Raw genomic sequence first — 24,056 nt, forward strand, 5'->3', positions numbered from 1 at the left:
CTTTTTGTCCATACAATTAAACCATGCGAATAGACTTCGATCCTGATAAGAGCGCCAGAAACGAACGCGAGCGCGGCTTACCCTTCACGGCGGCTGAGCACTTCGACTGGGAAGAGGCGTTGTACACAGAGGACACGCGTCACGACTATCCCGAACGGCGCTTCGTTGCCCTGGGCAGGATCGGCCAGCGGGTCCATGTGGAGTGCTTCACACCGATCAATGGCGGGGTTCGGGTTATCAGCTTTCGCAAGGCCAACGAACGGGAGGTACGGCGCTATGAGCAAGCCACTGACGAATAGGGATGGTGAGGTCAGGGAACTGACAGATAAGGACATGAAGCGTATGCGTCCGATGTCAGAGGTGCTGCCCGCCGATCTCCAGCGCACCATCCGCCAGCGAGGGCAGCGCGGCCCCCAGCAGGCACCCACGAAGGTGAAGACCACCATGCGGTTATCACCTGACGTGATCGACCACTTCAAGAAGCAGGGGCCGGGCTGGCAGAGCCGGATTGACCAGGCGCTGAAGGAATACATTCAAGAGCACGGCTAGATAACAAAAAAGGGCCCTGAGGCCCTTTCTAGTGCGGTTTCCGGTATCGCTTGGAATGTCCTGAAACCGATATTTGGTGGAGGCGGCGGGAATTGAACCCGCGACTAGTTCCTAACAACCAATAACTTATAAGAATGCCTAGACCGAATACAGACCATCTAGTTGCAGTGACGAAATCTAAGTAAGATAAGGGAATATAAATGTCGGCTGTTGGCGACACTCGGGAGGATGGATGGCAAACACAGGTGTGCTTAGCTTCGTAGAAGATACTTGGGGAGCTGAAGATGTCCGCAGGATCAAGAATGTAAGACAGGGTGGAGACAATAATGATAAAGGTGGCCGTTACGAGGCCTCCTTTGCTGCTTATCTCATTGCCAAATACGAATCTGCGGGTGTTGGCAACCAGACCCTTATAAGCGCACAAGAAGTTGCCTGGGTCGATGACCTTTGCGTCCGCACCGCGGACCAACGGAAAATCAACTATCAAGCAAAGAATTCATCAGGCGACTCTGCAGACTGGACTGCTGATATCCAAGAGCGCTTCGAAAAGCAAAAAACGATAGATGAATCCTATCATGGAGCCGTCTCATCGAGGCAAGTCTTGCTCGTCAGTGACGAGGTTAAGCATTCAAAAAACAAAGAAAAAATCCCCGATGAAATGGTCGATTTTGCTACGTGTGAGTTCTACCCTTACTTTGAACGTCCCACCCACGCTCTCCTAGAGCACGACCCTACCTTCGATGCGGTAGCGGCACTGTGCGAGGATCCCATGCTTGACAACATGGAGATTGCACTTAAGAGCATTATGGGGCAATGGGCCAATCACCCTGGAGCTGAGCCTGTGCTAGTGGGCGACTTGATAGCTGACGCCAAGTCTGAGATAAAGCCCAATATATTTAAAACCTTAGACACAGAAGCTACGGGCAGTAAGCTTGGCTTGGCTGCTGCCATGGAGCCCTTGGAGTGGTTAAGCGAACTTATCTCCCCCTTCCCTTCTGCTAGTATGAAGGTACAATCTAGCGGTTTCAGAGTGAATGTCAGGACGAATGCCGGTGAAGCGTCCATCTTGCTTCCCCAGGACATTCCGACCGAGGGATCACTACCATCTAAAGTAGGTAGCGAGCAGGAGCTCGTCGCGCTACTGTTTAAGCTAGCCAGTCAGGCACGGCTGTAGAAGGGGCTTTAGCATGGCAACTACAAAGCGTGAAGGAAGGACTTACAGCGCCATCGCTGATGAGGCTGCACGCGGTGCTCTGCAAGAACTGCTTTCGGCCAGCGAAGGGCATGACACCACCAAGTATCAGGACGCCATGCATGTACTGGGCGAGCTGCTCGGCCAGTCGCTCCTGTCGCGGGGTGCATTGTCACAGTCCAAGAATATCCTGGTTGTATCTACAGCAGAGGATGCTGACTATCTTGCTAGTGGTGTGATGGATTCTTTGAGTAAAGTGCATAAGGTCCGCTGCGCGGTCTTTTGGAATAACCATTATTCGCTGCCCAGCAATGAGAAAGAAAGCATCGCCCCCGTGGTAAATTCTTATTATCAAGATGGTTATGAGTCTTCTGACGCCTTGGTAATAGTGAAATCCGTCATATCCGGTAGCTGTGTCGTCAAGACTAATCTACTCAGGCTCATGTCCATAAACAGGAAGCTGCTTAACAATGTTCATGTGGCTTCGCCTGTGATGCATGTTGACGCAACTGAAAAGCTTAAAGCCGAATTTCCTGCGTCTATCTCTGAAAAATTTGATTTTACTTACTTCGCTATTGATTCAGAAAAATCTGGCGGTGAAGTGATTCCAGGGATCGGTGGGCAAGTTTACGAGCTACTTGGCCTTGAGGATCAGCCTGCCAAAACAGGCTATGTGCCTCAGTTAGTCACCAAGCAACTCTTTTCTGACTCCGTCAGCGTTTAACGCCACACCCCCCTCCATGGGGCGCCTTTCAAATACAGTATCTCGCAACAGCCAGCATCCCCGCTTGGCTATTGCTTATGGGTATCCACTGCGCGTAGATCCGCGCCGTCGTGACTACATGAGTATGGCCCATCTGTCCCGACACCCAGGCAAGCGGCTCCCCAGCTAACACCATCATCGACGCGTAGGTGTTTCTGGTTTGGTACGGGCGCCGGTACCGAACACTGGCACGCTTGAGAGCGTGGGTCCATAGTGTCTTCTTGATCGCCTGGTCACCGGTCCACGGTTCCCCTGTGCGCGGGTTGAGGAATATTCGTCCGCTAGGAGTCCCTTCAGGCTGGGTTTCAGGGGGGGGCGCTGCCGTCGCCTGCTTCTTCTTTGCCATGGTGAACTCTCCTGTGTACCAATGCTGTCTGTTTATACAGTATTGGTACACAGGAGAGCGATAGCAAAATGCTAATAAAAGTCCAGCTATATGAGACAGTGAGCGTGGCCAGAACAAAGGGCTTCGCTTACGCTTGAAGGGTTGGGGCGCCCTGGTTCTCTGCTGTATTACCCCGTGGAAGGAGGTGCGTCATGTACGCACGTTCTCTAACATTCAAGTCTACCGCTGACCAGCGTGAACGAATTGAGGCATTAGCGACTAGCATGGCGCAGTTTATGCAATCGCTTCAAGGGTTTGTAGATCTGCATTATCTCGCCTCAGAAGACTCAACTGACTATGCGTCGATCAGTTTTTGGGCAACAAAAGATGATGCTCAAGCAGCCGGTGAGCTGCTATGTGAGCGTGTCCTGGGGCAGATAGAGGCTCTCTCAACAGAACCTCCAAAGATCATGGTATATGAAGTATACGAGCCCCAAGTGGGACTCCAGGCTAAGGCAAGCTGAACGTTAGCGTTTGCACCAGTTAGGAAAAGGCGGGGCCCCAACACTTGCCTTTGTCCCATCTACGGCAGATAGACTCACATGGGGTGCCATCGCCGTCGAGCCGCCCGTTGCCGCATTGTTGCAAATGGAAAATTGCTTCTTGGCAACTGGTTACGGCGCTACAGGTCTTCTTCGTTCCGCAAACAAATTGCAGCGCTGATGGCTGAGCGATAACCGTATCGTTAGTCGCCGGGGTAGGCACTGGTGCCGGCGTGGCGTTTGGCTCAACATAGGGATTGCCGTAGCCCTGGATCGAGGCAATACGCCGGTTGCGCAGCCGTTCCCAGTCATCGATCGGGTCGGCCGTGGCCCAGGCGTTGAGTAACTGCTGCTGCTGACGGCTGATTGAGATGCCGTAGGTGTCGCGCATGTACCAGTATGTTCGTGCGATGTCCCCTCGGACCTCAGGGCGTGGCTCGAACGTTCTTTCCTTGAAGCTCACCTTTGATTGACACTGGCCATAGCGAAACGTATCAGCGCTGGTAACCATACCAAAGCGCATGTTGCTGCGATCACCGTTGGCTTCGCCGATACTCGGTACCAGTTTTACTAGATCGGCTTCTGCGCGTCGAAAGGCTGGATCCGTCGCACGGCAGTGGTCCCTTCCACCGGCTTGCCAGCATTGCAGGGCCCGTCCGAAATCATAGGCTGGCATAACGTGTTCCCACTCGACGCGGCTGGCACGTGCCGGGTGCTTGCGCACTTCGTAGCCGCAGCCTTTCAGATCCGGCGTGTTGTCTGGTCCACTGTAGCTACAGCCGCAATAGAAGGTTTCCGAGTGATCGGCATCCTTTCGTAATGTGAAGGTTTACTCTAAAAGTACATTTCAAGGACCTTTCTAGCAAGGAAGATCGATTCCTGTGATAGTTTAATTACCCAGATAGCATTGTAATATGTCTGTGCTATTGTCAAGGAGCACAGCTACAGATAAACTCGGCCAAGTTTTTACTTTTTATAGACTTATTGAACCCATTCCATTTTTAATTTTATTAAGAAATTTTGAATATCTCATGGTTGCATTTCGGGCATCTAATTGATGTGCCTGCTTGTTGAGGCTGGTTTATAGTACTAGGGGCGTTCGTACTTGCAGTACTGGCTGGGCCACGTCCAGGGTTGTTGAACCAAGCTAATATTTCTAAGGTTCGTGCATTTATCTGTTCTAGTTGTTTTGCTTTTTCTAGATAGAAATCGCTTGTCGAGCTGGTTTTAAAAACTTCTGTTGTGTCTTGTGGCCTCTCCTGGGCTAGCTCGTCTAGAAGAGACATTATTGATCTAAATTTAGACATCTTAAAGCTCCTGTTAATTAAAGTTTTCTGTGAAAAATTTTCCTATACAAGCTATTCCGCCCACAAATGATATCGAAGCAATGAAAACGCTAATGTACCCGGTTTTTTGAAGAGACTTGCAGATGTTTCTATCCCTCATGATTGAAGTGCATAAAATTAGAATGCTGGTAATTGAAAAGCATATACTGATGCCGAATAGTATTAGCGAGTTAGCGACAAGATGCTTGTAAACTGCATTTTTATACGAATTATCTAGGAAAGTTGATATTAGGATCATTGATCCGCTGCTAAGGGTTGTTAAATGTTTGTAAGTTTCTATTATCAGTTTTTGTCCCTCAGCATAGTTGTCATTCATAGCCTTTCCTGTTTTTAAACAACCATGTCAGATTAACTGGCTAGCGCTGTTTTATGATACTGGTTTTGTTGAGAATTGTAATTTCTGATAACGAGAGATAGGTTAATACTTGGGTAGCCATATTTCAAGCTGACCTTTAGGAGCGGGTAAATTTATTTTTGTGGAAATTGCCGTTGGGAACAGCTGTTTTAGCCTGTTTAAAGCGCGCTCTGCTAAAGCCGTGTCGCTATCGTTGAAATACCTAACTTGGGCGATTTTTGGCATTCTTGAAGAATCTATACTTTCAATATCGGGAACGACATTGAAACCAGAGTCGATAAGTTTAGAGGCAATTACATCTGCATTAGCACTTTTGTCACGGCGGTCTTTTTGTATATATAACCTTCCCGTGCTGTCTATGATGGTTGGTTTTTTAAATATATCTGTCTGCTTGGGTGTAGGCGCAGACGAGACTGTGAAATCCTCAGGTACAGAAACTTGAGAAACTATTTGTAAAAATTCCTTATCTCCACTATCAACGATGCTAAGAGATTCACTGTTGGGTCCTGAAGTTACTTTGAAGCTGGGAAAAGGAGGTATCGTGCTGCCTAGATCTATACCAGATTCTCCCTTTAAAATTATAGTCCTATGGCCTAATATATATCCCCTGACAATCCAGACTGTATTGTCATTTATAGCTTTTATGCATGATGGGCTTTTGAAAATACTTTCAATGTCATTGTCTGAAAGAACCTTTATTTTTGGATCGCTAACTTTTAGAGTAACGGTGTCAGCGTCGCTTACTTTGAATCTCAAAAGATCTGTTACAGGCAAGGTTTCACTAATTAGGCCAATATCTATAGCGGTCTTTTTGTTAAGCTCGTAAGTTGGAAATATTGTGGGGGTGGAGGATGTGGGGATTCCGTTTTCACTTGAAGGTTGGCAAGCAGTATAATCTATAGGTATGGTTCTACTCGGTCTGATCAATGTGCCTATTGGGTATGAGGCTAAAGATACACCAATGTTGAAGTCATCAGCCGGTGGATTTGGATCATTACCGTAGAATATATTTCTTGCCCTTTCTGCGAGGTGATCATGTAGTTTGTCAATATCATTGAAGCGGAGTGTTGTTGGGTCTTCAACACCTTGGGTTGCGCATCCTCCTATCAGGCCGAAGGCTAAAGCAAAGCAGCGAAAATAATTATTGTTCATGGAGTTTCCCCCCATTCTAATTTTTATGTTGGCGGCTATTCTGAATCGCTTCTTGTGCTGTTAAGAATAATTTAGAAAGCGCATTTTCTAAAAAATAATTTGTTTTATTTCGTTACTATAGCGTAATTTGGTTTTACTTGTTTTCCGATAATCTGAAATCATTCTTTATTAGATTAATTATATTGATCATAATTATAAATTAATGGTCGTTTAATTAGACCCTGTTTATGCTTTTTATATATTTTATTCAATTGCTTATAAGTGGGCATGCAGAAGGACATCATTCCTTGCTCAATCCGCTCGAGCGCATTCAGTATCCACTTGCTGATGATGTAGCCGCTGGTCACGTCACAGCCCACCGCGTGACCCACTAGGCGCTTGATGGTGTAAGGACAGATGTCGAGCCCCTCGGCAATGGTAATGAACATGCGATGCAGATCATGGCGCTTTACCCCGACGCTAACTTGTCGGCTACCCATTCGACTCAGTTGGCGACGTACTGAGTCTGCAGAAGTGTGTCGTTGTCTCTGGGCCTGAATGGGTGCTGGCTGGGACTGTTAACTTTTCCTTCATCAGTCTGGCGACCAGGCTCATACGATCGACATAATTCTTCGCCGGTACATGATAAGTAGCCCAGTTCAAGGTGGCGCAGCTTGAGTACCTCAGCGGTGCGCAACGCTTCCACGATGAACTATTTGATCAGCGCTTCCTTCCGGTCTTCCTCTGCCTCCGTGTCGTACCGTCTGGTTAGCTCTGGCACGTTAATGCCTAGCACTCTACCCGGATGCGCTCATCGAAGATCGGCGGCCAGCCTTCGATGTTGGCCCCGGAGTGTATCGGCATCGTAGATGCTGGTGATCTCAGCCACCATAGCGCTGCCGTAGTCGGCTAAGGCGAGAGAAGCGGGTGTTCTAAAAGGACATTAGGAGTAGGCTTGATTCGAAGCCCTTCTATGAAGAAGGGCAACGATTTTTTGCGTAAACTAATTTTAAAAAGGAATGGTGTCATCAAACGAGAATGGACTTTCCTGTTTGCTTTCCTGACTCATCTTGGTTTTAGACTTTGCTTCTAGAGACTTTATGAAACGTATAGAGCTAGCGATATGGTTGAATATTAAAAGGCTTTCTTCATAATTTAGGATGGGGTTGTCATGAGCAAGGCTTTGGTTGTTCCTTACATCGTTGAATGCTTCTAAAATAGATATACTTGATTTTAGTATGCGCTCAGTCATTACTGAGTCGAGAAGGCGGTCGCTTCGCAAAGACTTCACATATTCGCCGAAGATACTATGGAGTGGCTTACTTCGATTGACCTCTATGCTGCGGTGCTCGCACACGGTTCTGATGTACTTGATTACGTAGGTATGTAGCCTATCCAGGCCCGTTTCGGGCTTATTCTGCTCAATGGCTTCCCTTATGCTTGCTGCAACGGCTTCGAAGTCCCTTTCATCATTAATAGCTGATAGAGCGTCTGCATCGGTTACGATAGACCCTTCTTTAAGCCTGATTGCAATTTTGCGGCACGACTCAACCAAGTCATATGTTGCACTTTCATTAGGAAAACAGTTCTCGACCTGTCCATGAATTATTAACTCTTCAATAATTTTCCCTATGATATAGTTGTTTTCTTGTTGCCAAAATGAGCGCAGCCTATTGGCTTTTGAAGTGCCTCAGTATAAATAGGAGGGTCTATATCAATATGCGTATGCTCTTCAAAAAACTCGCTGAACGTTCTGTTAGAAAAATCTAATGCATATCCGGACGACATCCCCAAAAGGCGTTCAAGTTGCCTCTTTTCTATGGCGGTTAAGTCAGACATAGGGTCTCCTGAAAGCGGCATTTAAAGAAATGCTTTTTAAACGGACATGAATAGCCGGTTGCGGCAAGCAAGATTACGTTTAATGAGGGGGGACTTTGGCTCCCTTACAAAAATTTCCCTATGACCGAGAAAACCATGAAGGTACGCATGCGCGCTCTTCACGAAGGTTTTCTAGCTTGAATGAAAGGAAGCTGTTTGCCGCCTCGTAAGCTGACATGTTGGCTGGGATGCGGTCGGCTGCATAGTGCATCGTCCATGTTAATCATGGTTCCTGTAGCTGAGAAGATGTGTCGCTTCTCAAGAGCATCGTCGTTCAGGCTACAGTTGATAGCATTGTTAATAAGGACTGTCTGAACAGTAATTAGAAGGTCGAATCTTTTCTGGTCGAAACCTTCTTTCAAGGCCCCTGGAATGCTGTGCGTACAGTGATGGCTTGACTCGCCTGGTGGAGGGCGAGTCGAAGTGCTAAATGATGCGTGTGCAGAACCGAGTGGGCAAGCATGAGGAGCAGGAGCCGCTAGGCAAAATATAGATGGAGTCTGGCCTGCCGAAGGAAGCTGACCAAGGCATGCCAAAAACAGGCCCATACAGGCCTATAGAAACGAAAAAAGCACCCGTAGGTGCTTGATTCGTATAGCTAATTGATGGAGGCGGCGGGAATTGAACCCGCGTCCGCCGGTACTCGCCCTTCGGCTCTACATGCTTAGTTTCGTCTTCTGATTTAACGCCATGGACTCCGACGAGCAGGATTCCATGACGCGATCCTCCTGAGTTTTAACGGTCAACGGGAAGGCGCCGTCGACCGCGATCCTATCCGCTTTGGCTCATATCCCCTCCGTGATGGATAGGCACATCACTTCGGGGCCAGGCTAACTACCAGCAGTCTTTAAGCTGCCAGAGCGCCCTGAGCGTAGTTTTCGTCGTTTGCGACTATTTGATTGTGATGTGGGATTTACGAGATACATCACGCTCTCGGCATGCACCTCGGGGGTTGCTCCCGGCGTCGAAGCCATGTCGCCCCCTTCGATTTGATCGATTCTAGCAGCTCAGCGGATAAGATGCAAGTGTAATGCATCTTATCCGCTGCTACGGACATCGGCATCGCCATCCGCTTCGGGAAGCGCTGATAGGCGCTTCCCGTCCACCGGCAGGTCATGTTGTCCCGATGCGAGAGTCACTCCTGCCAGCGGGGATCGCGGCCGATCGGGTGCGGCTCGCCCCGGCGCTTCGCCAGTTCGATCTGCTTCTGGCGCTCGCGGGCGCCGGCGCGGGTCTTCTCGGACAGCGAGTCCCAGCAGTGCGGGCAGCTCACGCCCGGCGAGTAGTAGTCGGAGGCCATGTCCTCGGCGGAGATCGGCATGCGGCAGGCGTGGCACTGCTCGTATTCGCCCTCGGCGAGATCGTGGCGCACGGTCACGCGGTTGTCGAAGACGAAGCAGTCGCCGCGCCACTTGGTCTGCGTCTCGGGCACCTCCTCGAGGTACTTGAGAATGCCGCCCTTGAGGTGGAAGACCTCTTCGAAGCCCTCGTTGAGCATGTAGCTCGACGCCTTCTCGCAGCGGATTCCGCCGGTACAGAACATGGCGACCTTCTTGTGCTTGCTCGGGTCGTAGTTGGCCTTCACATAATCGGGAAACTCGCGAAACGAGTGGGTCTGAGGGTTGACCGCACCCTCGAAGGAGCCGATCGCCACTTCATAGTCGTTGCGCGTGTCGATCACCAGTACTTCCGGATCGTCGATCAGCGCGTTCCAGTCGTGTGGCTCGACATAGGTGCCCACCTTGCGGTTGGGGTCGACACCCGGCACGCCGAGGGTGACGATCTCCTTCTTGAGCTTGACCTTGGTGCGATAGAACGGCTGCTCGTCGCAGTACGACTCCTTGTGGTCGATCCCGGCCAGACGCGGATCTGCCCTGAGCCAGGCGAGCAGGGCATCGATGGCGTCGCGGGTGCCCGATACGGTACCGTTGATGCCTTCCTCGGCGAGCAGCAGGGTGCCCTTGATGTCGTGAGCGCGCAGCGTCTCGAGCAGCGGCTCGCGCAAGGCGACGTAGTCTTCCAGGGTGACGAACTTGTATAGCGCGACGACGACGATTCGCGGGGAAGCGTGGGGTGTGGTCATGCAGGGTCTCCAGGCAGTCGTCCGCGTAAAGGACGGACCGGATTCGATGATGCGCCGGACGAACTTCCGGCGCCAAGGCGCGGCGTATTTTACGCCAGTCGATGCCGGGCTGCATCCCGGGCGGTGCAGCCGGTCGCGCGATGACAGAGGAGAGAATGAGATGCCGGACGAACGGTTTGCGGCAGTCGAACTGGAAAAGGGTGCCGTGATCGGCGATGGCCGCTCCCTGCTCGCCGACGCATCGCTGCCGGCGGCGGTGATTCATGCGCGGGCCCTGGCCCACAACCTGGGCTGGATGCAGCGCTTCGCCGAATCCCATGGCGCAAGCCTCGCCCCGCACGGCAAGACCACCATGGCTCCGGCACTGTTCCAGCGTCAGCTCGATGCCGGGGCCTGGGCGATCACTCTGGCCACGGCGATCCAGTGTCGCGCCGCATTCGCCCACGGCATCAGGCGACTACTGATGGCCAACCAGCTCATCGGCCAGGCCAACATGACGATTGTTGCCGAGCTGCTCGAGGGCGGCGTCGAATTCGCCTGTGTGGTGGATGGCGAGGCCAACGTTCGCGAGTTGGGGCGTTTCTTCGCGGCTCGCGGCCTGACGCTCGACGTGCTGATCGAACTGGGCGTGGAGGGTGGACGCTGCGGCTGTCGTGACGATGCTCAGGTGACGGCGCTGGCCGACGCCATTCACGGCGAGCCGGCATTGCAACTGATCGGGCTGGAGGGCTATGAAGGCGTGATCGCCGGCCCCGAGCCCGAAGCGGCGATTCGCGCCTATGCCGCGCGGCTGGTGAACATCCTGGGAGTACTGCAGGCCAAGGGGCGCTTCGCCGTCGAATGGCCCATCGTCACGGCGTCCGGCTCGGCCTGGTACGACCTGATCGCCGAGGCCTTCGAGGCTGGCGGGCAGCGTCTGCGCGTGAATCCGGTGCTGCGTCCGGGCTGCTACGTGGTACACGATCACGGACTCTATGCCGACGCCCAGCGCGACGTGCTGGGCCGGCGGCCCGATCTGCACGCTGGCCTGCACCCGGCGCTGGAGGTCTTCGCCCCGATACAGTCGCTGCCCGAGCCGGGCCTGGCCATCGTCGCCCTGGGCAAGCGCGACATCGGCCACGATGCACTGCCCGTGGCGCTGCGTCGTTATCGCGAAGGGGGACGGGCCGAGGAGGAACTCTCCACCGTCGGGTGGGAGGTCGTCCGGCTGATGGACCAGCACGCCTTCGTGCACCTGCCCCGGCAGCAGGTCGGGGCAGGTGACGATGCCGCTGTCGATAATATCCGGATCGGCGATATCGTCGCCTTCGGTGTGTCTCACCCCTGTCTCACCTTCGACAAGTGGCGACACCTGCATGTGATCGACGAGGCCCTGCAGATCGAAGAGACGCTAGGGACGTATTTCTGACCGAGCCTGGCATCGCTTGCCGATTTCCCGGGCAGAACCTAGAAGCGCCCCAACAGGCGGTTGTGGATCGCCGTCGCGGCAATCGCCGCCTGGCCGGTGGCGACCGTCAGCTGGCTTAGCCGGTTGGTCATGTCGCCGGCGGCATAAAGCCCCTCGATGCCGGTCTGCATATGCTCGTCGATGATCAGATAATCGTCGCCGTCATGGCGGGCGCCAAGCATGCGGCCGAGATCGCTGCGCACGCGGCTGCCCAGTGCGCAGTACAGCACGTCGAATTCATGCGCCTCGCCCGAGGCCATCTCGATATGGATCACGCCGTTGGCGTCCCGGTACATCCGGCGGGCATGGTCGATGACGACCTCGACCTGCTCGCGCTGCAGATACTCGATCTGAAGCGGGTTGAGCCCCGCATCGCCGTCGATGCCGAGAAAGGTCAGCTTCTGGCTGAAGCGCTTGATGAACAGCGCCTCGCGCATGCCATGTGCACCTCTGGCGATCACGCCGATGCGCTGGTTGGTGAACTCGTAGCCGTCACAGATGGGACAGTAGCGGATCAGGCTCTGCCGCTTGAGATCCTGAAAGCCCTCCAGGTCCGGCTCGATATCCACCACACCGGTGGCCAGCAGCACCGTCTGGGCCTGGATGCGCTCGTTTTCGGTCTCGGCAATGAAATCGCCCTCGGCGGAGCGCGTCAGGCGCGTGACATGGCCCGGCGTCACGCTTCCGCCGTTATCCTCGAGCTGCTGGCGCAGACGTGCCAGCAGGTCGTTGCCGTTGATGCCTTCGGTGAAGCCCGGATAGTTGTGCGATAGCGGAATCAGCGAGGCGCGACTGTACCCCGCATCGACGATGCGTACCCTGCGGAAGAAGCGGTTGAGATTGATTCCGGCGGTCAGGCCGGCGGGGCCGGCACCGATCACCAGACATTCGTAGCGTTCGCCGTTGTCCATAGCGTAAGCCTTCCTTGACGTTGCGGGTTGTGTGAACTTCCTTCTCGTATGAGCTCTTGAGGTGTACGTTGACAGCACGACTTTCAGGAACCGGGAATCAACCAATCATGCAAACCCAGCGGGCATCTTCCTTCCCTCGTTACCCGTGGCAGTGGGCCATTTTCCTTATCATGGCACTTCTTCTGTCCGGCTGCGGCATCAACAACATTCCCACTTACGACGAGCAGGTCAAGTCGGCCTGGTCCCAGGTGGAGAACCAGTATCAGCGTCGCGCGGATCTGGTGCCCAACCTGGTGGAGACGGTCAAGGGGTATGCCAATCAGGAGCAGGAGACCCTGACCGCAGTGATGGAGGCCCGGGCCCGTGCGACCTCGATCAACATCGATGCCGAGTCGCTCGACGACCCGCAGAAACTGCAGCAGTTCGAACAGGCGCAGCGTCAGCTAAGCGGCGCCTTGAGCCGGTTGATGGCGGTGTCCGAGAACTATCCCGAGCTGCGCTCGAGCGAGAACTTCCTCGCCCTGCAGTCCCAGCTCGAAGGCACCGAGAATCGTATCGCGGTGGCCCGGCGCGACTTCATCCAGGCGGTGGAGCGTTACAACACCGAGATCCGCACCTTCCCGGGGCGCATCTGGCATAGCCTGCTGTACAGCGACATGCCGATTCGCGAAAACTTCGAAGCCACGGCGCCCGATGCGGATCAGGCACCGCAAGTGGAGTTCTGATGATTCAACGACTGCGTTTGCCCGTATTGCTGGTGCTGCTGAGCTGGGCGCTGCTGGCCCAGGCGCAGCAGCCCGACTTTCCCGAACTCACTGGCCGGGTCGTCGATCAGGCCGATTTGCTCGACACCCAGACCGAGGCCGAGCTGACGCAGATGCTTGCCGCCCATGAGCAGGACACCACCGAGCAGGTGGTGGTGGTGACCGTGCCCGATCTGCAGGGCTACGCCATCGAGGAGTACGGCTATCAGCTCGGTCGCCACTGGGGCATCGGCCAGGAGGGCGAGGACAACGGCGCGCTGCTGATCGTCGCCCGCGACGACCGCCGAGTGCGCATCGAGGTCGGCTACGGTCTGGAGGGGCGCCTGACCGATGCGCAATCGTCGCTGATTATCAACCGCATCATCACGCCGGCCTTCCGCGAGGGCGAGTTCGAGCGCGGCATCGTCGAAGGGACTCAGGCGATCGTCCAGGTACTCGGCGGCGACCCTCTCGACACGCAGGGCGGCGATCAGCCGGAACAGGCCTCGGAGCGCGCCGAGGGTCCCATGTCGATCCTGTTTTTCGTGATGTTCATCATCGTCATGGCGCTGGTGCGCGGTGGCGGCCGGGGCGGACGTGGCGGCGGAGGCGGACTGCTCGCCGGGGCGCTGCTGGGTTCGATGATGGGCGGCCGCGGCGGGTCCGGTGGCGGTTTCGGCGGCGGAGGTGGCTTCGGCGGCGGAGGTGGCTTCGGCGGTGGTGGGGGCGGCTTCGGTGGCGGTGGCGCTTCGGGCGGCTGGTGATTCAATCGAGCAAGATCACTTCACGGGAAACGACAACGCATGGCTTTACTGAGCGAGAGCGATCAACGCCAGGTGGCGGAGGCGATCACCCGCATCGAGCGCGAAACCGATGCCGAGCTGGTCACGGTGCTCGCCGCGCAGGCGGACAACTACACCTACATTCCCCTATTGTGGGCGGGGATCATCGCCCTGGTGGTCCCCGGCGTGATCAATTTCTTCCCCGGCTGGCTGAGTGCCCCGGCGCTGCTGCTGGTGCAATGGGCCACGTTCATCGTGCTGAGCCTGATCTTTCGCATCCCTCGTGTCACGACACGACTGATTCCGCGTAGCGTACGCCACTGGCGGGCATCGAACCTGGCCCGGCGCCAGTTTCTCGAGCACAACCTGCACCATACCGAGGGCGGCACCGGCATGCTGATCTTCGTCTCGGAAGCCGAGCGCTACGTGGAGATCCTGGTCGACCAGGGCATCTCCAGGCGCCTGGATGATGCGACCTGGCAGGCCTCGGTCGAAGCCTTCACGCGCCATGTCAGGCAGGGCCAGACCCTGCAGGGATTTCTCGAATGCATCGAGTCGTGCGGTGAGCATCTCAAGCGGCACCTGCCGGCGACCCATGAGCGCAACGAACTGCCCAACCGGCTGGTCATCCTGCCCTAGGGCTTGTCGCCATTCCCCGCGAGCAGATGCGTCTGCAGCAGGGCATAGACGCGCTCGCCGATCTGCTGCCTGGTGTCGGTGTCAGGCTGGTCGTCCAGCGCGGCAATGTGTCGGGGAGCGTCGCTATCGGCGGTGACGTAGCCCATCGCCCATTGCGAGAAGCTGCACTGGGCGATGGGCTCGAAGATCAGCACAACGATATCGGTATGGCGAGGATCGCACTGGATGCACTCGAAGAGTGTCTCCAGGGCATGGCGCGGCCCCTCGAGCACTTGAGCGAAGCGATCGGCATTGAACAGCAGCGCCCCGTTTACGCCGGCGGAGGGGTTCTTGTGTCGCGAGATGGCAAGAATCCGCTCGATCTCGTGGCGTTGCGTCTCGCTATCTCCGGGGATGGCGTTGCGGCTAAGGTAGACCAGTCGATAGAGAGTATCGGCCATGGTCGGGTCCTCATTGTCAGCAAGAAGGACAGGGGGACGCTGCCCACGGCGAGTGACAGAATGCCCCGATCGCCTCCGGTGGCATCGGCTGGGCGATGAGATAGCCTTGAGCCTTTTCGCAGCCGCTTCGGGCCAGTGTCTCGAACTGTGCCTGCGTTTCGACGCCTTCGGCGATGGTCGTCATGCCAAGGCTCGAACCCAGGGTCAGGATAGCCTCGACCAGCGCCCGGGATTTGGGCGACTGCTCACCGCGAATGAACGATTGGTCGATCTTCAGCTTGGAGAACGGGAAGCTGTTCAGGTAGCTCAACGACGAGTAGCCGGTGCCGAAGTCATCCATGGCGATGCCCACGCCCATGTCGCGCAATTCCCACAGCCGCTGCATGATCGCCTCCGAGTTGCCGATCAGCACGCCTTCGGTGATCTCCAGCTCCAGGCGCTCCGGCGCCAGTCCGGACGTTGCCAATGCATCACGCACGATGTCGACGAGACGGTCGCTCTCGAACTGCAGCGGCGAGACATTGACGGCCACGGTCAGCGCGTTGTCCCAGGTGGCGGCTTCCTGGCAGGCGGCACGGATCACCCACTCGCCGATGGCGTGGATCTCGCCGATCTCCTCGGCCAGGGGAATGAACTCCGTGGGGGGAACCGGACCGCCGTCGCCGCAGTTCCAGCGGATCAGTGCCTCGAAGCCGCTGAGTTCCCGCGTCGCCACGCAGACTTGCGGCTGGTAGACCAGTTGGAACTCCCGAAGCCCCAATGCACGGCGCAGGTTGAGCTCCATGTGGCGACGCTCGAGAGCGCGGGCTTCCAGGTGGGACTCGAAGAAACGGAAGGTGCCGCGGCCTGCCGCCTTGGCGGCATACAGGGCAAGTTCGGCATGCTTGAGCAGGCTGTCAGTCTCGTGAGTGCCATCGTGCAGGATGGCGATACCCACGCTGGCGCCGATGTTGACCTGCTGCCCTTCGATCAGAAAAGGCCGGCTGAGCAGGTCGACGATACGCTTGGCCAGAGATTCCGCACTACCGGACGTGGTGCAGGGCAAGTGAAGAATGGCAAATTCGTCTCCGCCCAGGCGGAACACGATGTCTTCATCGTGCATCACGGTATTCAGACGTCTGGCGACGAGCTTGAGCAGTGCATCGCCGATCGTATGCCCCAGCGTGTCGTTGACCTGATTGAAACGATCGAGATCGATCATGATCACCGCAAGCGGCTGGGTCTCGGAGTTGAAGGGCGCCCATTGGCTGAGCGCTTTCTCGAAGCATTGTCGGCTACCGAGACGGGTCAATGGATCGCACAGGATCGGGGATTCGTCGCGCAGGATATCGTCCGGTCTGGCCACTTCCGTCGCGCTGATCAGGCGGGTGGCGTTGCCTTGGGCACCGATGTGTAGCGTGATCACGCGGCCGTTGGCGCTCTGGACATGCAGTGAGGCGCCCTCGGGACGGGCGAGCAGGGTCGTCAGGGAGTGTCGTGCAGAAGGGGCGGCACTCCCGAACCAGTCCAGCAGCGGTTGGCCTGCCCCCGGCTTGTCCGCCAGCTCGAACAGGGTGGCGAAGGCCGGATTGGCGTAGATCACCTTATCTTGCATGTCGAGCAGCGTGAGTCCGACCGAGGCCATGCTGGCGGCTTGGGCAAAGGTCGTGAAGTCCAAGCCTGCCTCACTATGCGCTACCGAAGTGCGGAGGCCCGGGTTCGGATGGACATTCGTTGTTCTTGTCTTGCTGGGCATAATCGTCAGTCATCCCTTGCCGCTGAATCCTTTTGCCTAGCGCAGGCCGTCCGACAGTCTCGCCTGGAATTCAAACGGTCGAATGTCCGATATCAAAAGCCTACGCTATCACTGTGACACGGTAATGTATCCTGGCGTCGATTCTTATAAGGCAGATTATATGGAGATGATCTTTCTGGGAACCTCCGCCGGCATTCCGACGAAGGCGCGCAACGTTTCGGCGCTGGCGGTCAAGAAGCGCAGCGCCAAGGCGTGGTACCTGATCGATTGCGGCGAGGGAACGCAGCATCAGGTCCTGCGCACGCCGCTGTCGCTCAACCGGCTCGAGGCGGTGCTGATCACCCATGTTCATGGCGATCACTGCTACGGCCTGCCCGGTCTGCTGGCCAGCGCCTCGATGGCCGGGCGGCAGGCGCCACTGCGGATCGTCGGGCCGCGGGCAATTCGTGATTTTCTCGATGCCGTCCAGGCGTCGACGGGGCTGCACCTGACCTATCCGGTCGAGTTTCACGCCGTCGAGGAACTCGCCGGGCCGCTCGATTGCCGGGATTTTTCCCTCGAAGCTGCGGTTCTCTCGCACGGCGTGGCGTCGTACGGCTATGCACTCGTCGAGAAAGATGTCGAGCGTAAGCTCGATACCGGGCGGCTCGAGGCTCTGGGGATACCTTCCGGGCCCGACTGGGGGCGCCTGTTCCGGGGCGAGGCGGTGCTTCTCGAGGACGGTTCGCGGCTCACCGGCGAGGAGGTGCTGCTGCCGACAAGGCGCGCGCGCAAGATCGTGGTCGGTGGCGATAATGACACGCCCCACCTGCTCGATGCCCTGTGTCGCGGCGCCGACGTGCTGGTGCACGAGGCTACCTACACCCGCGATGTCGTTGCGCGGCTGGGCACCAGCAACCAGCACAGTACCGCCGCTGACGTGGCGGCATTTGCCAGGGATCGGGGCCTGGCGAACCTCGTGCTCACCCACTTCAGTCCTCGCTATCAGTATGCCCGCGAGGCGACACCCTCGATCGGTGATATCGCGGCCGAAGCCCGGTGCTACTATCAGGGCGAGCTGTTCCTGGCCAACGACTTCGACGCCTACCGGCTGTCGCGGGAGGGGGTGCTGCATAAAATGGACGGTGGACAACGCGCATCAGCCCCCCGGAGCCCATGATCATGTCGACATCTTCCAGTGTGTGGAGCATGCCTCTCGCCGAGTTTCGCGATGCCATCGTCTCGCGTGCAGCGCCAGGATGCGGTGCGGCGGCGGCGGCGGCCGCCGATGTCGGCCTGGCCCTGGTCATGAAAGGGCTGCGCATCAGCCAGACCAGGCAGCACGACGCCCGACGCACCGTTCTGGCCGAGCAGGCGCAAGCGCTGCTTCACACGCTGGGCCGGCACGCCGATCAGGACATGGCCGCTTTCGAGGATTACCTGAACGCCACGCAACTGCCCCGGGATTCCCGGGCACAGCAGCAGGAGCGCGACCGGGCCGTTGCCGAGGCGGCGGTGAGGATCAATGCCATTCCGCTGGCCACCGCCGAGACCTGTCTCGAGGCCTTGACCCTGGCGACCGAGGCGCTGCCGCTGACAGTCGCCAGTCTGCGCAGTGACGTGGTGGCCGGCGGTTTCCTGCTGCATGCCGGGTTGAGCGCGGTGCTGTTGAATGTCGACGCGAATCTGGCGAGCCTCGACGATGACGCCAGGCGGGAACGGGCGCATCGTGAGCGTCAGGCGCTACAGCAGGAGGCCGACCGCCGGTATCGGGTGCTGCAGCGAGCCGACGTGTCGTGAAAGGGCCGGCGCCGCTATGCTGAGCCCTTGAATCCCACGCTGAAAGGATGAGCGAAATTGGCCGGCGCAAGCTTACTGACTCTGATCGATGACATCGCCACGATTCTCGACGATATCTCGGTGATGTCCAAGGTGGCGGCAAAGAAGACCGCCGGTGTGCTGGGTGACGACCTGGCGCTCAATGCCCAGCAGGTGACCGGTGTCCGGGCGGACCGGGAGCTGCCCGTGGTCTGGTCGGTGGCCAAGGGGTCGCTGCGCAACAAGCTGATTCTGGTGCCCGCGGCACTGCTGATCAGCGCCTTCGCGCCATGGCTGGTGACGCCCTTGCTGATGCTGGGCGGCGCCTTCCTCTGTTACGAAGGCTTCGAAAAGCTGGCCCACCGCTTCCTGCATGACCGCCACGAGGAGGCGGAAGCGCGTGAGCGCCATCGCCAGAGACTGGCGGATACCCAGAGCGATATCCGGGCCCTGGAGAAGGACAAGATCAAAGGCGCCGTGCGTACCGATTTCATTCTCTCCGCCGAGATCGTCGCCATCACCCTGGGTACCGTGGCGGGTGCCAGCCTCACGCAGCAGGTGGTGGTGGTGGCGGGAATCGCGCTGACCATGACGGTCGGTGTCTACGGTCTGGTCGCAGGAATCGTCAAGCTGGACGATCTGGGCGGCTATCTCCACGACAAGGGAACCTCCGTGGCCCGGCCGGTCGGCGATACCATCCTGCGGGCCGCCCCCTATCTGATGAAGGGGTTGTCGATCGTCGGCACCGTGGCCATGTTCATGGTCGGGGGCGGAATTCTCACCCACGGCATTCCGTTTCTTCACCACTCGGTGGAAGGCGTGGCCCGCGCGGCCGAGACACTGCCCGGTATTGGAATCATTGCCGGCTCTCTCAGTGCGATGCTGCTAAATATCGTCCTGGGGATCCTGGCCGGCGCCCTGGTACTGGCGGTCGTGAAGGGCTTCACCCGTCTTAGACGCAAGTTCGGGGCGGCGCGCTGACGCCGTGGCCGATCATCGCGAGCCCGCTGGTTGGCGGCCCTGCACGGCCGGAGCGGCAGTCGATCCTGCTGTGCAGGGCCGAGTGCTCATGCCTGGTTTCACGGAGTATTCAATGCATTCTCATCCTCTGCGCTGACGAGGAAGTGCAGGGCGATGCCATACACACCGGAGCAAGGAGAGGCGATGACCGGTTATCTGGGCTTGTTCGTGTCCTCGTTCGTGGCGGCGTCACTGCTGCCTTTCTACTCCGAAGTGGCGCTGGTCGGGCTGGCGCACGCCGGTTACGACGCCTTCGCGCTGCTGGCGGTCGCGACCGCCGGCAACACCCTGGGAGCGGCGCTGAACTGGGTGATGGGCCGCTATCTGGAGCAGTACAAGGAGCGGCGCTGGTTTCCCTTCAAGCCCCACAAGCTGGGACGCGCGCAGCACTGGTTCAACCGCTTCGGCGTCTGGTCGCTGCTGCTGGCCTGGCTGCCGGTCGGTGGCGATGCGCTGACCTTCATCGCCGGGCTGATGCGCGTCTCCTTTCCCCTGTTCTTCGTGCTGACCGCGATCGGCAAGGGGGCCCGTTACGCCGTCATTCTGCTCGCCATGCAGCAGTTCTAGGGAAGCGCCTGCAAGTGGTGCCAAGCCTGCCTTCATGCCAATGCGGAAACGGCTATATTGAATCTGTCGATACCCTGAGGAGCGACTGAGATGAAACTGCTTGCACTGGCGGCGATCGCCGCCATGACCGTTGCCGGAACCGCCCTGGCCCAGCCGGATAGCGACGACGTTGCCCTGACGACACAACAGGCGGAAGGTTACGGCACCTATGTGGCCGATTTTCAGGGACGGACCCTGTATCTCTTCACCACCGACACGCAGGGACAGGGCGATGCTCAGGCCGCCAGCACCTGTCATGACAAGTGTGCCGAGGTGTGGCCGCCCCTGCTGTCGGTCGATGACCATCCGCAGGCCGATGACACGCTTCAAAAGGATCTGCTGGGGACTTTCCAGCGCGAGGATGGGCAGACGCAGGTAACCTACGGGGGGTGGCCGCTTTACTATTTCGCCAAGGATCAGCAGGCGGGAGACGTCAACGGCCAGGACGTCCACGGCTTCGGTGGCGAATGGTACCTGGTGGCACCGGACGGAACGAAGAACACGCAGCAGAAGGGGCAGTGATCCGTCATCGGCGCGTGCCCATCGCAGCCGTCAGTATCCGGCAGGCTCAGCCAGCCAGGCCTCGAAGGCGTCCTGCTCCATCGGTCTGGCGATCAGGTAGCCCTGCACCTCGTCGCAGTCGAGCTGCGCGAGGCGCTGATAGACGTCCTCGGTTTCCACTCCTTCGGCAACGACGTGGTAGCCCAGCTCATGGGCCATGGTGATCATGGCCTTGACCAGTGTCTGGCTGCGCGAGTCGTGGCCGAGGCCGCTGATGAACGAGCGATCGATCTTCACCACATGCGCCGGGATTTCCTGAAGATACGCCAGACTGCTGTAACCGGTACCGAAGTCGTCGATGGCGACTCGGATCCCGGCGGCGATCAGCGTGTCGAGCTGCTCGCGTGCCGCACGATTGTTGCCGACCAGGGCGCTCTCCGTCAGCTCCAGCTCGATGGCGCTCAAGGGCAGTGCCGCCTGTTCCATCTGCGTCAGCAGGCGCTGCGCGAAATCCTCTTCCTCGAGATTGACTGCCGAGACGTTGAGCGAGATCCGTTGCGACAGCCCCTGACACCGCCAGGCGGCGACCTGGGCGATGGCCTTGCGCACGACCCAGGCCGTCAGCGGACGGGCTTGCGGCGTATTCTCGACCAGCGGGATGAACTCGGCCGGCGAGATATCCCCGAGGGTGGGGTGGCGCCAGCGCAGCAGTGCTTCCGCACCCACGCAGGCGCCAGAACTCAGCGCCACCCGTGGCTGGTAGACCAGGCGCAACTGGTCCTCGGATTCCAGTGCGCTATGGATATCCCCCAATAGCGTGAAGCGCCGCTGATAACGGGCATCGAGCGCCAGCGAGTAGATGCCGACGCCCGTTTCGGCCTGCCGGGCATCCTGGCAGGCACTGTGGGCCGTACGCAGTATGTCTTCCGGCGTCGTCTCGCCGAACAGTACCGGTGCGATACCCATCGCTGGACGCACCAGCACCGCCGCGGCCTGCGTCGGATTGAGCGACATCAGTTCCCGGCGCAGGCGCAGCGCCTCATCCAACAGCTCGGCGTCGCTGTCCGCCTGCAGCAGATGCACGTACTGGCAGGGGCCGATGTGATACAGCCGGGTGCCCTTTGGCAGTGTCTGCTGCAACTGCTGGGCCGCGGTTCGCGCCAGTCTGTCCAGATGGGCGGGGCCCAGGATGCGGTGCAGCATGCCTGATTGTGTCGCATCGACCAGCTCGGTGAACATCGCGAAGCGCGGCGTCGCAGAAGCCTCCCGCGCCATGTCTTCGATATCCTCGACGAACTGGCTGCGGTTGGGCAGGCCGGTGAGCGGGTCTATGCGGCCAAAGGCGTGCTGCAGCTCGATCTGGGCCATGACCATCGCCGCGAGATCCTGGAGTACCGCCTCCTCCTGTTCGCTAATGGCCCGTGGCTCCGTGCCCAGCACACACATCGCCCCCAGCGTATAACCTTCGCGGGTCAACAGCGGTGCGCCGGCATAGAAGCGGATGCCCGATTCGGCCAGGTAGCTATCCCTGAATGAGTGGGATTCGAGCAGATCCGGCACGACCACTACCCGCGAGGAGTCGCTGACCTCGGCGCAACAGGCCTTGAAGCGCGGGATCTCCGTGTGATCGACCCCCACCCGGGACTTGAACCATTGGCGGTCCTGATCCGTCAGCGACACCGCGGCGATCGGCAGGTTGAAGAGCTGGCTGGCCATGCGCGTGATGCGGTCGAAACTCTCGCTGGGCGGCGTATCCAGCAGGTTGAGTTGCCGTAGCGCGAAAAGCCGCGCCTGCTCGTAATCTGGCATGGAAGGCGTCCCTGAATGATTCATGCACGAAGCTCGCATGGCGCTACTTTAACGTAACAATTCGTAAAGCCTATTATCACGAGTTAAGACCTTGCAAGAACGCACTTTTAACGCATCGACGGTATCGCTAACCGTCGCTTGATGCTAAGGATGCCGGTGCTGTCGAGAGCTTGCCCGCAGATGGGGCATAGGACGAAGCCGGGAGCGGCGTCAGGCCGACAAAGGGGCATCGATGCGTTAATCTCGGCGGGGGCGGGCGCAGCCAGCGATACGCGCCTGCTGCACGATGGCAAGGCAACCCGATGTAAACGGACAGGCTGAATATGATACGTACCCTGCTGGTCACGCCCGATGGCCATTCGCAGCATGGCGGTGAGGAACTGATCGCAAAGTGGCGACGCGAGCCGGATAGCCATATCTGGATCGATCTGCAAGGCGAGACAGCGGAGAGCCAGAAAGCCTTTCTGGAGAACTTCGACTGCCATCCCATGGCGATCAACGATGCCTTGCGCGACCGGCATCCGCCGAAGATCGAGGAGTTCGCGTCGCATACCCTGATCATCTATCGCGGCATCGCCTCTTTCGATGCCGAAATCAATTACCAGCCGCAGCAGATGTCGTTCTTCGTCGGCGAGCGATACCTGATCAGCCTGCACGAGAGCCTGGCCAAGAGTATCGACCGCCTGTTCGAGAGCGGCGGCCAGGCGCTGCTGCAGAAATCGCCCGAGCACGTCGCCCTGAAGATCATGTACATCTCCGCCGGCTTCTATCTGGACAGCCTGCTCGACTTCGAGACGGAGCTCAGCGATCTGGAGGACGAGCTGCAGACGGCCGGTAACGACGAACTGATGCGCAGGATCATCAGTTACCGCTCGCGCCTGGTGAAGATGCGCCGGGTGTTCAACTACCATCTGGGCATCACGCAGGAGCTGATCGCCTACGACTATCATCATTTGCCGCGCGAAAACGCCGAGACCCTGCACGCCATCAACGATGTCTTTGAGCGCTTCGAGCGTCTGCACAGCCTGACGCAGATGTATTATGAGATCTGCGGCGACCTGATCGACGGTTATATCTCGATCTCCTCGCACCAACTCAACATCACCATGCGCGTACTGACGGTGATCACCGCCATCTTCGTTCCCCTGACCTTCATCGTCGGCATCTACGGGATGAACTTCGAGCACATGCCCGAGCTGAATTTCCGCTACGGCTATTTCATGGTGCTCACGGTGATGCTCGTCATCGGCGTCTGGCTGGTATGGGCCTTCCGCCGCAGAGGGTGGTTCTGAAAGGATGCGGCCGTGGTGCAGAATGCGCAGCAACTGTCGAAAACGGCACCGTTACGGTGCGCAAATCGCCCGTTTCCGTCGGAGTGGGCACGGCAGCGACGAATGATCGATAAAAAAAGCGTATAGATATCAGCTGTATTAGCGCTTCCCGGTGCTCGGGTGAGGCAGCG

Annotated in this window: 24 protein-coding genes and 1 other RNA gene; 15 read left to right on the plus strand and 10 right to left on the minus strand. The window is 57.8% G+C overall.

What is annotated here, in order from left to right:
* The first annotated feature begins 23 nt into the window (after nt 1-23).
* The 5 genes from ACYQ12_RS01695 (at nt 24) to ACYQ12_RS01715 (ending at nt 3,353) form a co-directional block, all read left to right on the plus strand.
* On the plus strand, nt 24-299 hold the full coding sequence (locus ACYQ12_RS01695) for a BrnT family toxin (protein ID WP_459866776.1): 276 nt from the start codon (nt 24-26) through the stop codon (nt 297-299).
* Nucleotides 277-549 (plus strand): BrnA antitoxin family protein, encoded by a 273-nt coding sequence (locus ACYQ12_RS01700; protein WP_459866779.1) that lies wholly within the window; start codon nt 277-279, stop codon nt 547-549. The genes ACYQ12_RS01695 and ACYQ12_RS01700 overlap by 23 nt, the downstream gene beginning before the upstream one ends.
* A 232-nt stretch (nt 550-781) precedes the next feature.
* A complete protein-coding gene (locus ACYQ12_RS01705; protein WP_459866782.1) occupies nt 782-1,723 on the plus strand; it encodes a hypothetical protein in 942 nt (313 codons plus the stop codon).
* Between the two features lie 13 nt (nt 1,724-1,736).
* Complete coding sequence (locus ACYQ12_RS01710) at nt 1,737-2,465, plus strand: hypothetical protein (protein ID WP_459866785.1); 729 nt, start codon at nt 1,737-1,739, stop codon at nt 2,463-2,465.
* 576 nt (nt 2,466-3,041) lie between these two features.
* Nucleotides 3,042-3,353 (plus strand): antibiotic biosynthesis monooxygenase family protein, encoded by a 312-nt coding sequence (locus ACYQ12_RS01715; RefSeq protein WP_459866788.1) that lies wholly within the window; start codon nt 3,042-3,044, stop codon nt 3,351-3,353.
* A gap of 19 nt (nt 3,354-3,372) precedes the next feature.
* On the opposite strand, the gene ACYQ12_RS01720 is transcribed toward ACYQ12_RS01715, so the two are convergent.
* From ACYQ12_RS01720 to trhO, 6 genes are all read right to left on the minus strand, one after another.
* Nucleotides 3,373-4,116 carry an endonuclease gene (locus ACYQ12_RS01720; RefSeq protein WP_459874450.1) on the minus strand — a complete coding sequence of 248 codons (744 nt, stop codon included), beginning with the start codon at nt 4,114-4,116 and terminating at the stop codon, nt 3,373-3,375.
* A gap of 1,019 nt (nt 4,117-5,135) precedes the next feature.
* The gene (locus ACYQ12_RS01725) at nt 5,136-6,224 is read right to left on the minus strand and encodes a hypothetical protein (RefSeq protein WP_459866791.1); all 1,089 of its coding nucleotides are present in this window, start codon (nt 6,222-6,224) and stop codon (nt 5,136-5,138) included.
* 988 nt (nt 6,225-7,212) lie between these two features.
* A complete protein-coding gene (locus ACYQ12_RS18525; RefSeq protein ID WP_488193310.1) occupies nt 7,213-7,758 on the minus strand; it encodes an abortive infection family protein in 546 nt (181 codons plus the stop codon).
* A 74-nt stretch (nt 7,759-7,832) separates the two neighbouring features.
* Nucleotides 7,833-8,042, minus strand: coding sequence for a hypothetical protein (locus tag ACYQ12_RS01735; RefSeq protein WP_459866794.1), 210 nt, complete (start codon nt 8,040-8,042; stop codon nt 7,833-7,835).
* Nucleotides 8,043-8,684: 642 nt separating this feature from the next.
* Nucleotides 8,685-9,064, minus strand: a transfer-messenger RNA (tmRNA) gene (gene ssrA, locus ACYQ12_RS01740).
* A gap of 152 nt (nt 9,065-9,216) precedes the next feature.
* Nucleotides 9,217-10,164, minus strand: a complete 948-nt coding sequence (trhO, locus tag ACYQ12_RS01745; protein WP_459866796.1) for an oxygen-dependent tRNA uridine(34) hydroxylase TrhO — start codon at nt 10,162-10,164, stop codon at nt 9,217-9,219.
* A 160-nt stretch (nt 10,165-10,324) separates the two neighbouring features.
* Between trhO and ACYQ12_RS01750 the strand changes: the two genes are divergently transcribed.
* The gene (locus ACYQ12_RS01750) at nt 10,325-11,572 is read left to right on the plus strand and encodes an amino acid deaminase (RefSeq protein WP_459866799.1); all 1,248 of its coding nucleotides are present in this window, start codon (nt 10,325-10,327) and stop codon (nt 11,570-11,572) included.
* A gap of 38 nt (nt 11,573-11,610) precedes the next feature.
* Here ACYQ12_RS01750 and ACYQ12_RS01755 read toward each other — a convergent pair whose 3' ends face one another.
* Nucleotides 11,611-12,522, minus strand: a complete 912-nt coding sequence (locus tag ACYQ12_RS01755; RefSeq protein ID WP_459866802.1) for an NAD(P)/FAD-dependent oxidoreductase — start codon at nt 12,520-12,522, stop codon at nt 11,611-11,613.
* A 170-nt stretch (nt 12,523-12,692) separates the two neighbouring features.
* On the opposite strand from ACYQ12_RS01755, the gene ACYQ12_RS01760 reads away from it, so the two are divergent.
* The 3 genes from ACYQ12_RS01760 to ACYQ12_RS01770 are packed head-to-tail and all read left to right on the plus strand — an operon-like array spanning nt 12,693 to nt 14,686.
* Nucleotides 12,693-13,247: a LemA family protein gene (locus ACYQ12_RS01760; RefSeq protein ID WP_459866805.1), complete on the plus strand. Its 555-nt coding sequence runs from the start codon at nt 12,693-12,695 to the stop codon at nt 13,245-13,247.
* Complete coding sequence (locus tag ACYQ12_RS01765; RefSeq protein WP_459866808.1) at nt 13,247-14,029, plus strand: TPM domain-containing protein; 783 nt, start codon at nt 13,247-13,249, stop codon at nt 14,027-14,029. The genes ACYQ12_RS01760 and ACYQ12_RS01765 overlap by 1 nt, the downstream gene beginning before the upstream one ends.
* A 39-nt stretch (nt 14,030-14,068) precedes the next feature.
* Nucleotides 14,069-14,686: a TPM domain-containing protein gene (locus tag ACYQ12_RS01770; RefSeq protein ID WP_459866811.1), complete on the plus strand. Its 618-nt coding sequence runs from the start codon at nt 14,069-14,071 to the stop codon at nt 14,684-14,686.
* Here ACYQ12_RS01770 and ACYQ12_RS01775 read toward each other — a convergent pair.
* Entirely contained in the window at nt 14,683-15,126 is a 444-nt protein-coding gene (locus ACYQ12_RS01775; protein WP_459866814.1) for a BLUF domain-containing protein, read from the minus strand. The genes ACYQ12_RS01770 and ACYQ12_RS01775 overlap by 4 nt on opposite strands.
* A 16-nt stretch (nt 15,127-15,142) precedes the next feature.
* Nucleotides 15,143-16,783 (minus strand): putative bifunctional diguanylate cyclase/phosphodiesterase, encoded by a 1,641-nt coding sequence (locus ACYQ12_RS01780; protein WP_459866817.1) that lies wholly within the window; start codon nt 16,781-16,783, stop codon nt 15,143-15,145.
* Nucleotides 16,784-17,021: 238 nt separating this feature from the next.
* Here ACYQ12_RS01780 and ACYQ12_RS01785 point away from each other — a divergent pair, with 238 nt between their 5' ends.
* From ACYQ12_RS01785 to ACYQ12_RS01805, 5 genes are all read left to right on the plus strand, one after another.
* A complete protein-coding gene (locus ACYQ12_RS01785; protein WP_459866820.1) occupies nt 17,022-18,020 on the plus strand; it encodes an MBL fold metallo-hydrolase in 999 nt (332 codons plus the stop codon).
* Nucleotides 18,021-18,022: 2 nt separating this feature from the next.
* On the plus strand, nt 18,023-18,640 hold the full coding sequence (locus tag ACYQ12_RS01790) for a cyclodeaminase/cyclohydrolase family protein (RefSeq protein WP_459866823.1): 618 nt from the start codon (nt 18,023-18,025) through the stop codon (nt 18,638-18,640).
* Nucleotides 18,641-18,697: 57 nt separating this feature from the next.
* A complete protein-coding gene (locus ACYQ12_RS01795; RefSeq protein WP_459866826.1) occupies nt 18,698-19,639 on the plus strand; it encodes a DUF808 domain-containing protein in 942 nt (313 codons plus the stop codon).
* A 153-nt stretch (nt 19,640-19,792) separates the two neighbouring features.
* Nucleotides 19,793-20,245 (plus strand): YqaA family protein, encoded by a 453-nt coding sequence (locus tag ACYQ12_RS01800; protein WP_459866829.1) that lies wholly within the window; start codon nt 19,793-19,795, stop codon nt 20,243-20,245.
* A 90-nt stretch (nt 20,246-20,335) separates the two neighbouring features.
* The gene (locus ACYQ12_RS01805; protein WP_459866832.1) at nt 20,336-20,806 is read left to right on the plus strand and encodes a COG4315 family predicted lipoprotein; all 471 of its coding nucleotides are present in this window, start codon (nt 20,336-20,338) and stop codon (nt 20,804-20,806) included.
* A gap of 30 nt (nt 20,807-20,836) precedes the next feature.
* Here ACYQ12_RS01805 and ACYQ12_RS01810 read toward each other — a convergent pair whose 3' ends face one another.
* Nucleotides 20,837-22,594 (minus strand): sensor domain-containing phosphodiesterase, encoded by a 1,758-nt coding sequence (locus ACYQ12_RS01810; protein WP_459866835.1) that lies wholly within the window; start codon nt 22,592-22,594, stop codon nt 20,837-20,839.
* A gap of 323 nt (nt 22,595-22,917) precedes the next feature.
* Between ACYQ12_RS01810 and corA the strand changes: the two genes are divergently transcribed.
* Nucleotides 22,918-23,886 carry a magnesium/cobalt transporter CorA gene (corA, locus tag ACYQ12_RS01815; protein WP_459866838.1) on the plus strand — a complete coding sequence of 323 codons (969 nt, stop codon included), beginning with the start codon at nt 22,918-22,920 and terminating at the stop codon, nt 23,884-23,886.
* The last annotated feature ends 170 nt before the right edge of the window (nt 23,887-24,056 follow it).

Source organism: Halomonas shantousis (assembly GCF_054654615.1).

Bases quoted from the DNA above. Each gene is read 5' to 3' on its own strand.
- ACYQ12_RS01770 (WP_459866811.1), top strand. From the start codon at position 14,069: ATGGCTTTACTGAGCGAGAGCGATCAACGCCAGGTGGCGGAGGCGATC.
- ACYQ12_RS01765 (WP_459866808.1), top strand. From the start codon at position 13,247: ATGATTCAACGACTGCGTTTGCCCGTATTGCTGGTGCTGCTGAGCTGG.
- ACYQ12_RS01800 (WP_459866829.1), top strand. From the start codon at position 19,793: ATGCCATACACACCGGAGCAAGGAGAGGCGATGACCGGTTATCTGGGC.
- ACYQ12_RS01710 (WP_459866785.1), top strand. From the start codon at position 1,737: ATGGCAACTACAAAGCGTGAAGGAAGGACTTACAGCGCCATCGCTGAT.
- ACYQ12_RS01725 (WP_459866791.1), bottom strand. From the start codon at position 6,224: ATGAACAATAATTATTTTCGCTGCTTTGCTTTAGCCTTCGGCCTGATA.
- ACYQ12_RS01790 (WP_459866823.1), top strand. From the start codon at position 18,023: ATGTCGACATCTTCCAGTGTGTGGAGCATGCCTCTCGCCGAGTTTCGC.
- ACYQ12_RS01805 (WP_459866832.1), top strand. From the start codon at position 20,336: ATGAAACTGCTTGCACTGGCGGCGATCGCCGCCATGACCGTTGCCGGA.
- corA (WP_459866838.1), top strand. From the start codon at position 22,918: ATGATACGTACCCTGCTGGTCACGCCCGATGGCCATTCGCAGCATGGC.
- ACYQ12_RS01695 (WP_459866776.1), top strand. From the start codon at position 24: ATGCGAATAGACTTCGATCCTGATAAGAGCGCCAGAAACGAACGCGAG.
- ACYQ12_RS01750 (WP_459866799.1), top strand. From the start codon at position 10,325: ATGCCGGACGAACGGTTTGCGGCAGTCGAACTGGAAAAGGGTGCCGTG.
- ACYQ12_RS01700 (WP_459866779.1), top strand. From the start codon at position 277: ATGAGCAAGCCACTGACGAATAGGGATGGTGAGGTCAGGGAACTGACA.
- ACYQ12_RS01705 (WP_459866782.1), top strand. From the start codon at position 782: ATGGCAAACACAGGTGTGCTTAGCTTCGTAGAAGATACTTGGGGAGCT.
- trhO (WP_459866796.1), bottom strand. From the start codon at position 10,164: ATGACCACACCCCACGCTTCCCCGCGAATCGTCGTCGTCGCGCTATAC.
- ACYQ12_RS01775 (WP_459866814.1), bottom strand. From the start codon at position 15,126: ATGGCCGATACTCTCTATCGACTGGTCTACCTTAGCCGCAACGCCATC.
- ACYQ12_RS01755 (WP_459866802.1), bottom strand. From the start codon at position 12,522: ATGGACAACGGCGAACGCTACGAATGTCTGGTGATCGGTGCCGGCCCC.
- ACYQ12_RS01810 (WP_459866835.1), bottom strand. From the start codon at position 22,594: ATGCCAGATTACGAGCAGGCGCGGCTTTTCGCGCTACGGCAACTCAAC.
- ACYQ12_RS01785 (WP_459866820.1), top strand. From the start codon at position 17,022: ATGGAGATGATCTTTCTGGGAACCTCCGCCGGCATTCCGACGAAGGCG.
- ACYQ12_RS01715 (WP_459866788.1), top strand. From the start codon at position 3,042: ATGTACGCACGTTCTCTAACATTCAAGTCTACCGCTGACCAGCGTGAA.
- ACYQ12_RS01735 (WP_459866794.1), bottom strand. From the start codon at position 8,042: ATGTCTGACTTAACCGCCATAGAAAAGAGGCAACTTGAACGCCTTTTG.
- ACYQ12_RS01760 (WP_459866805.1), top strand. From the start codon at position 12,693: ATGGCACTTCTTCTGTCCGGCTGCGGCATCAACAACATTCCCACTTAC.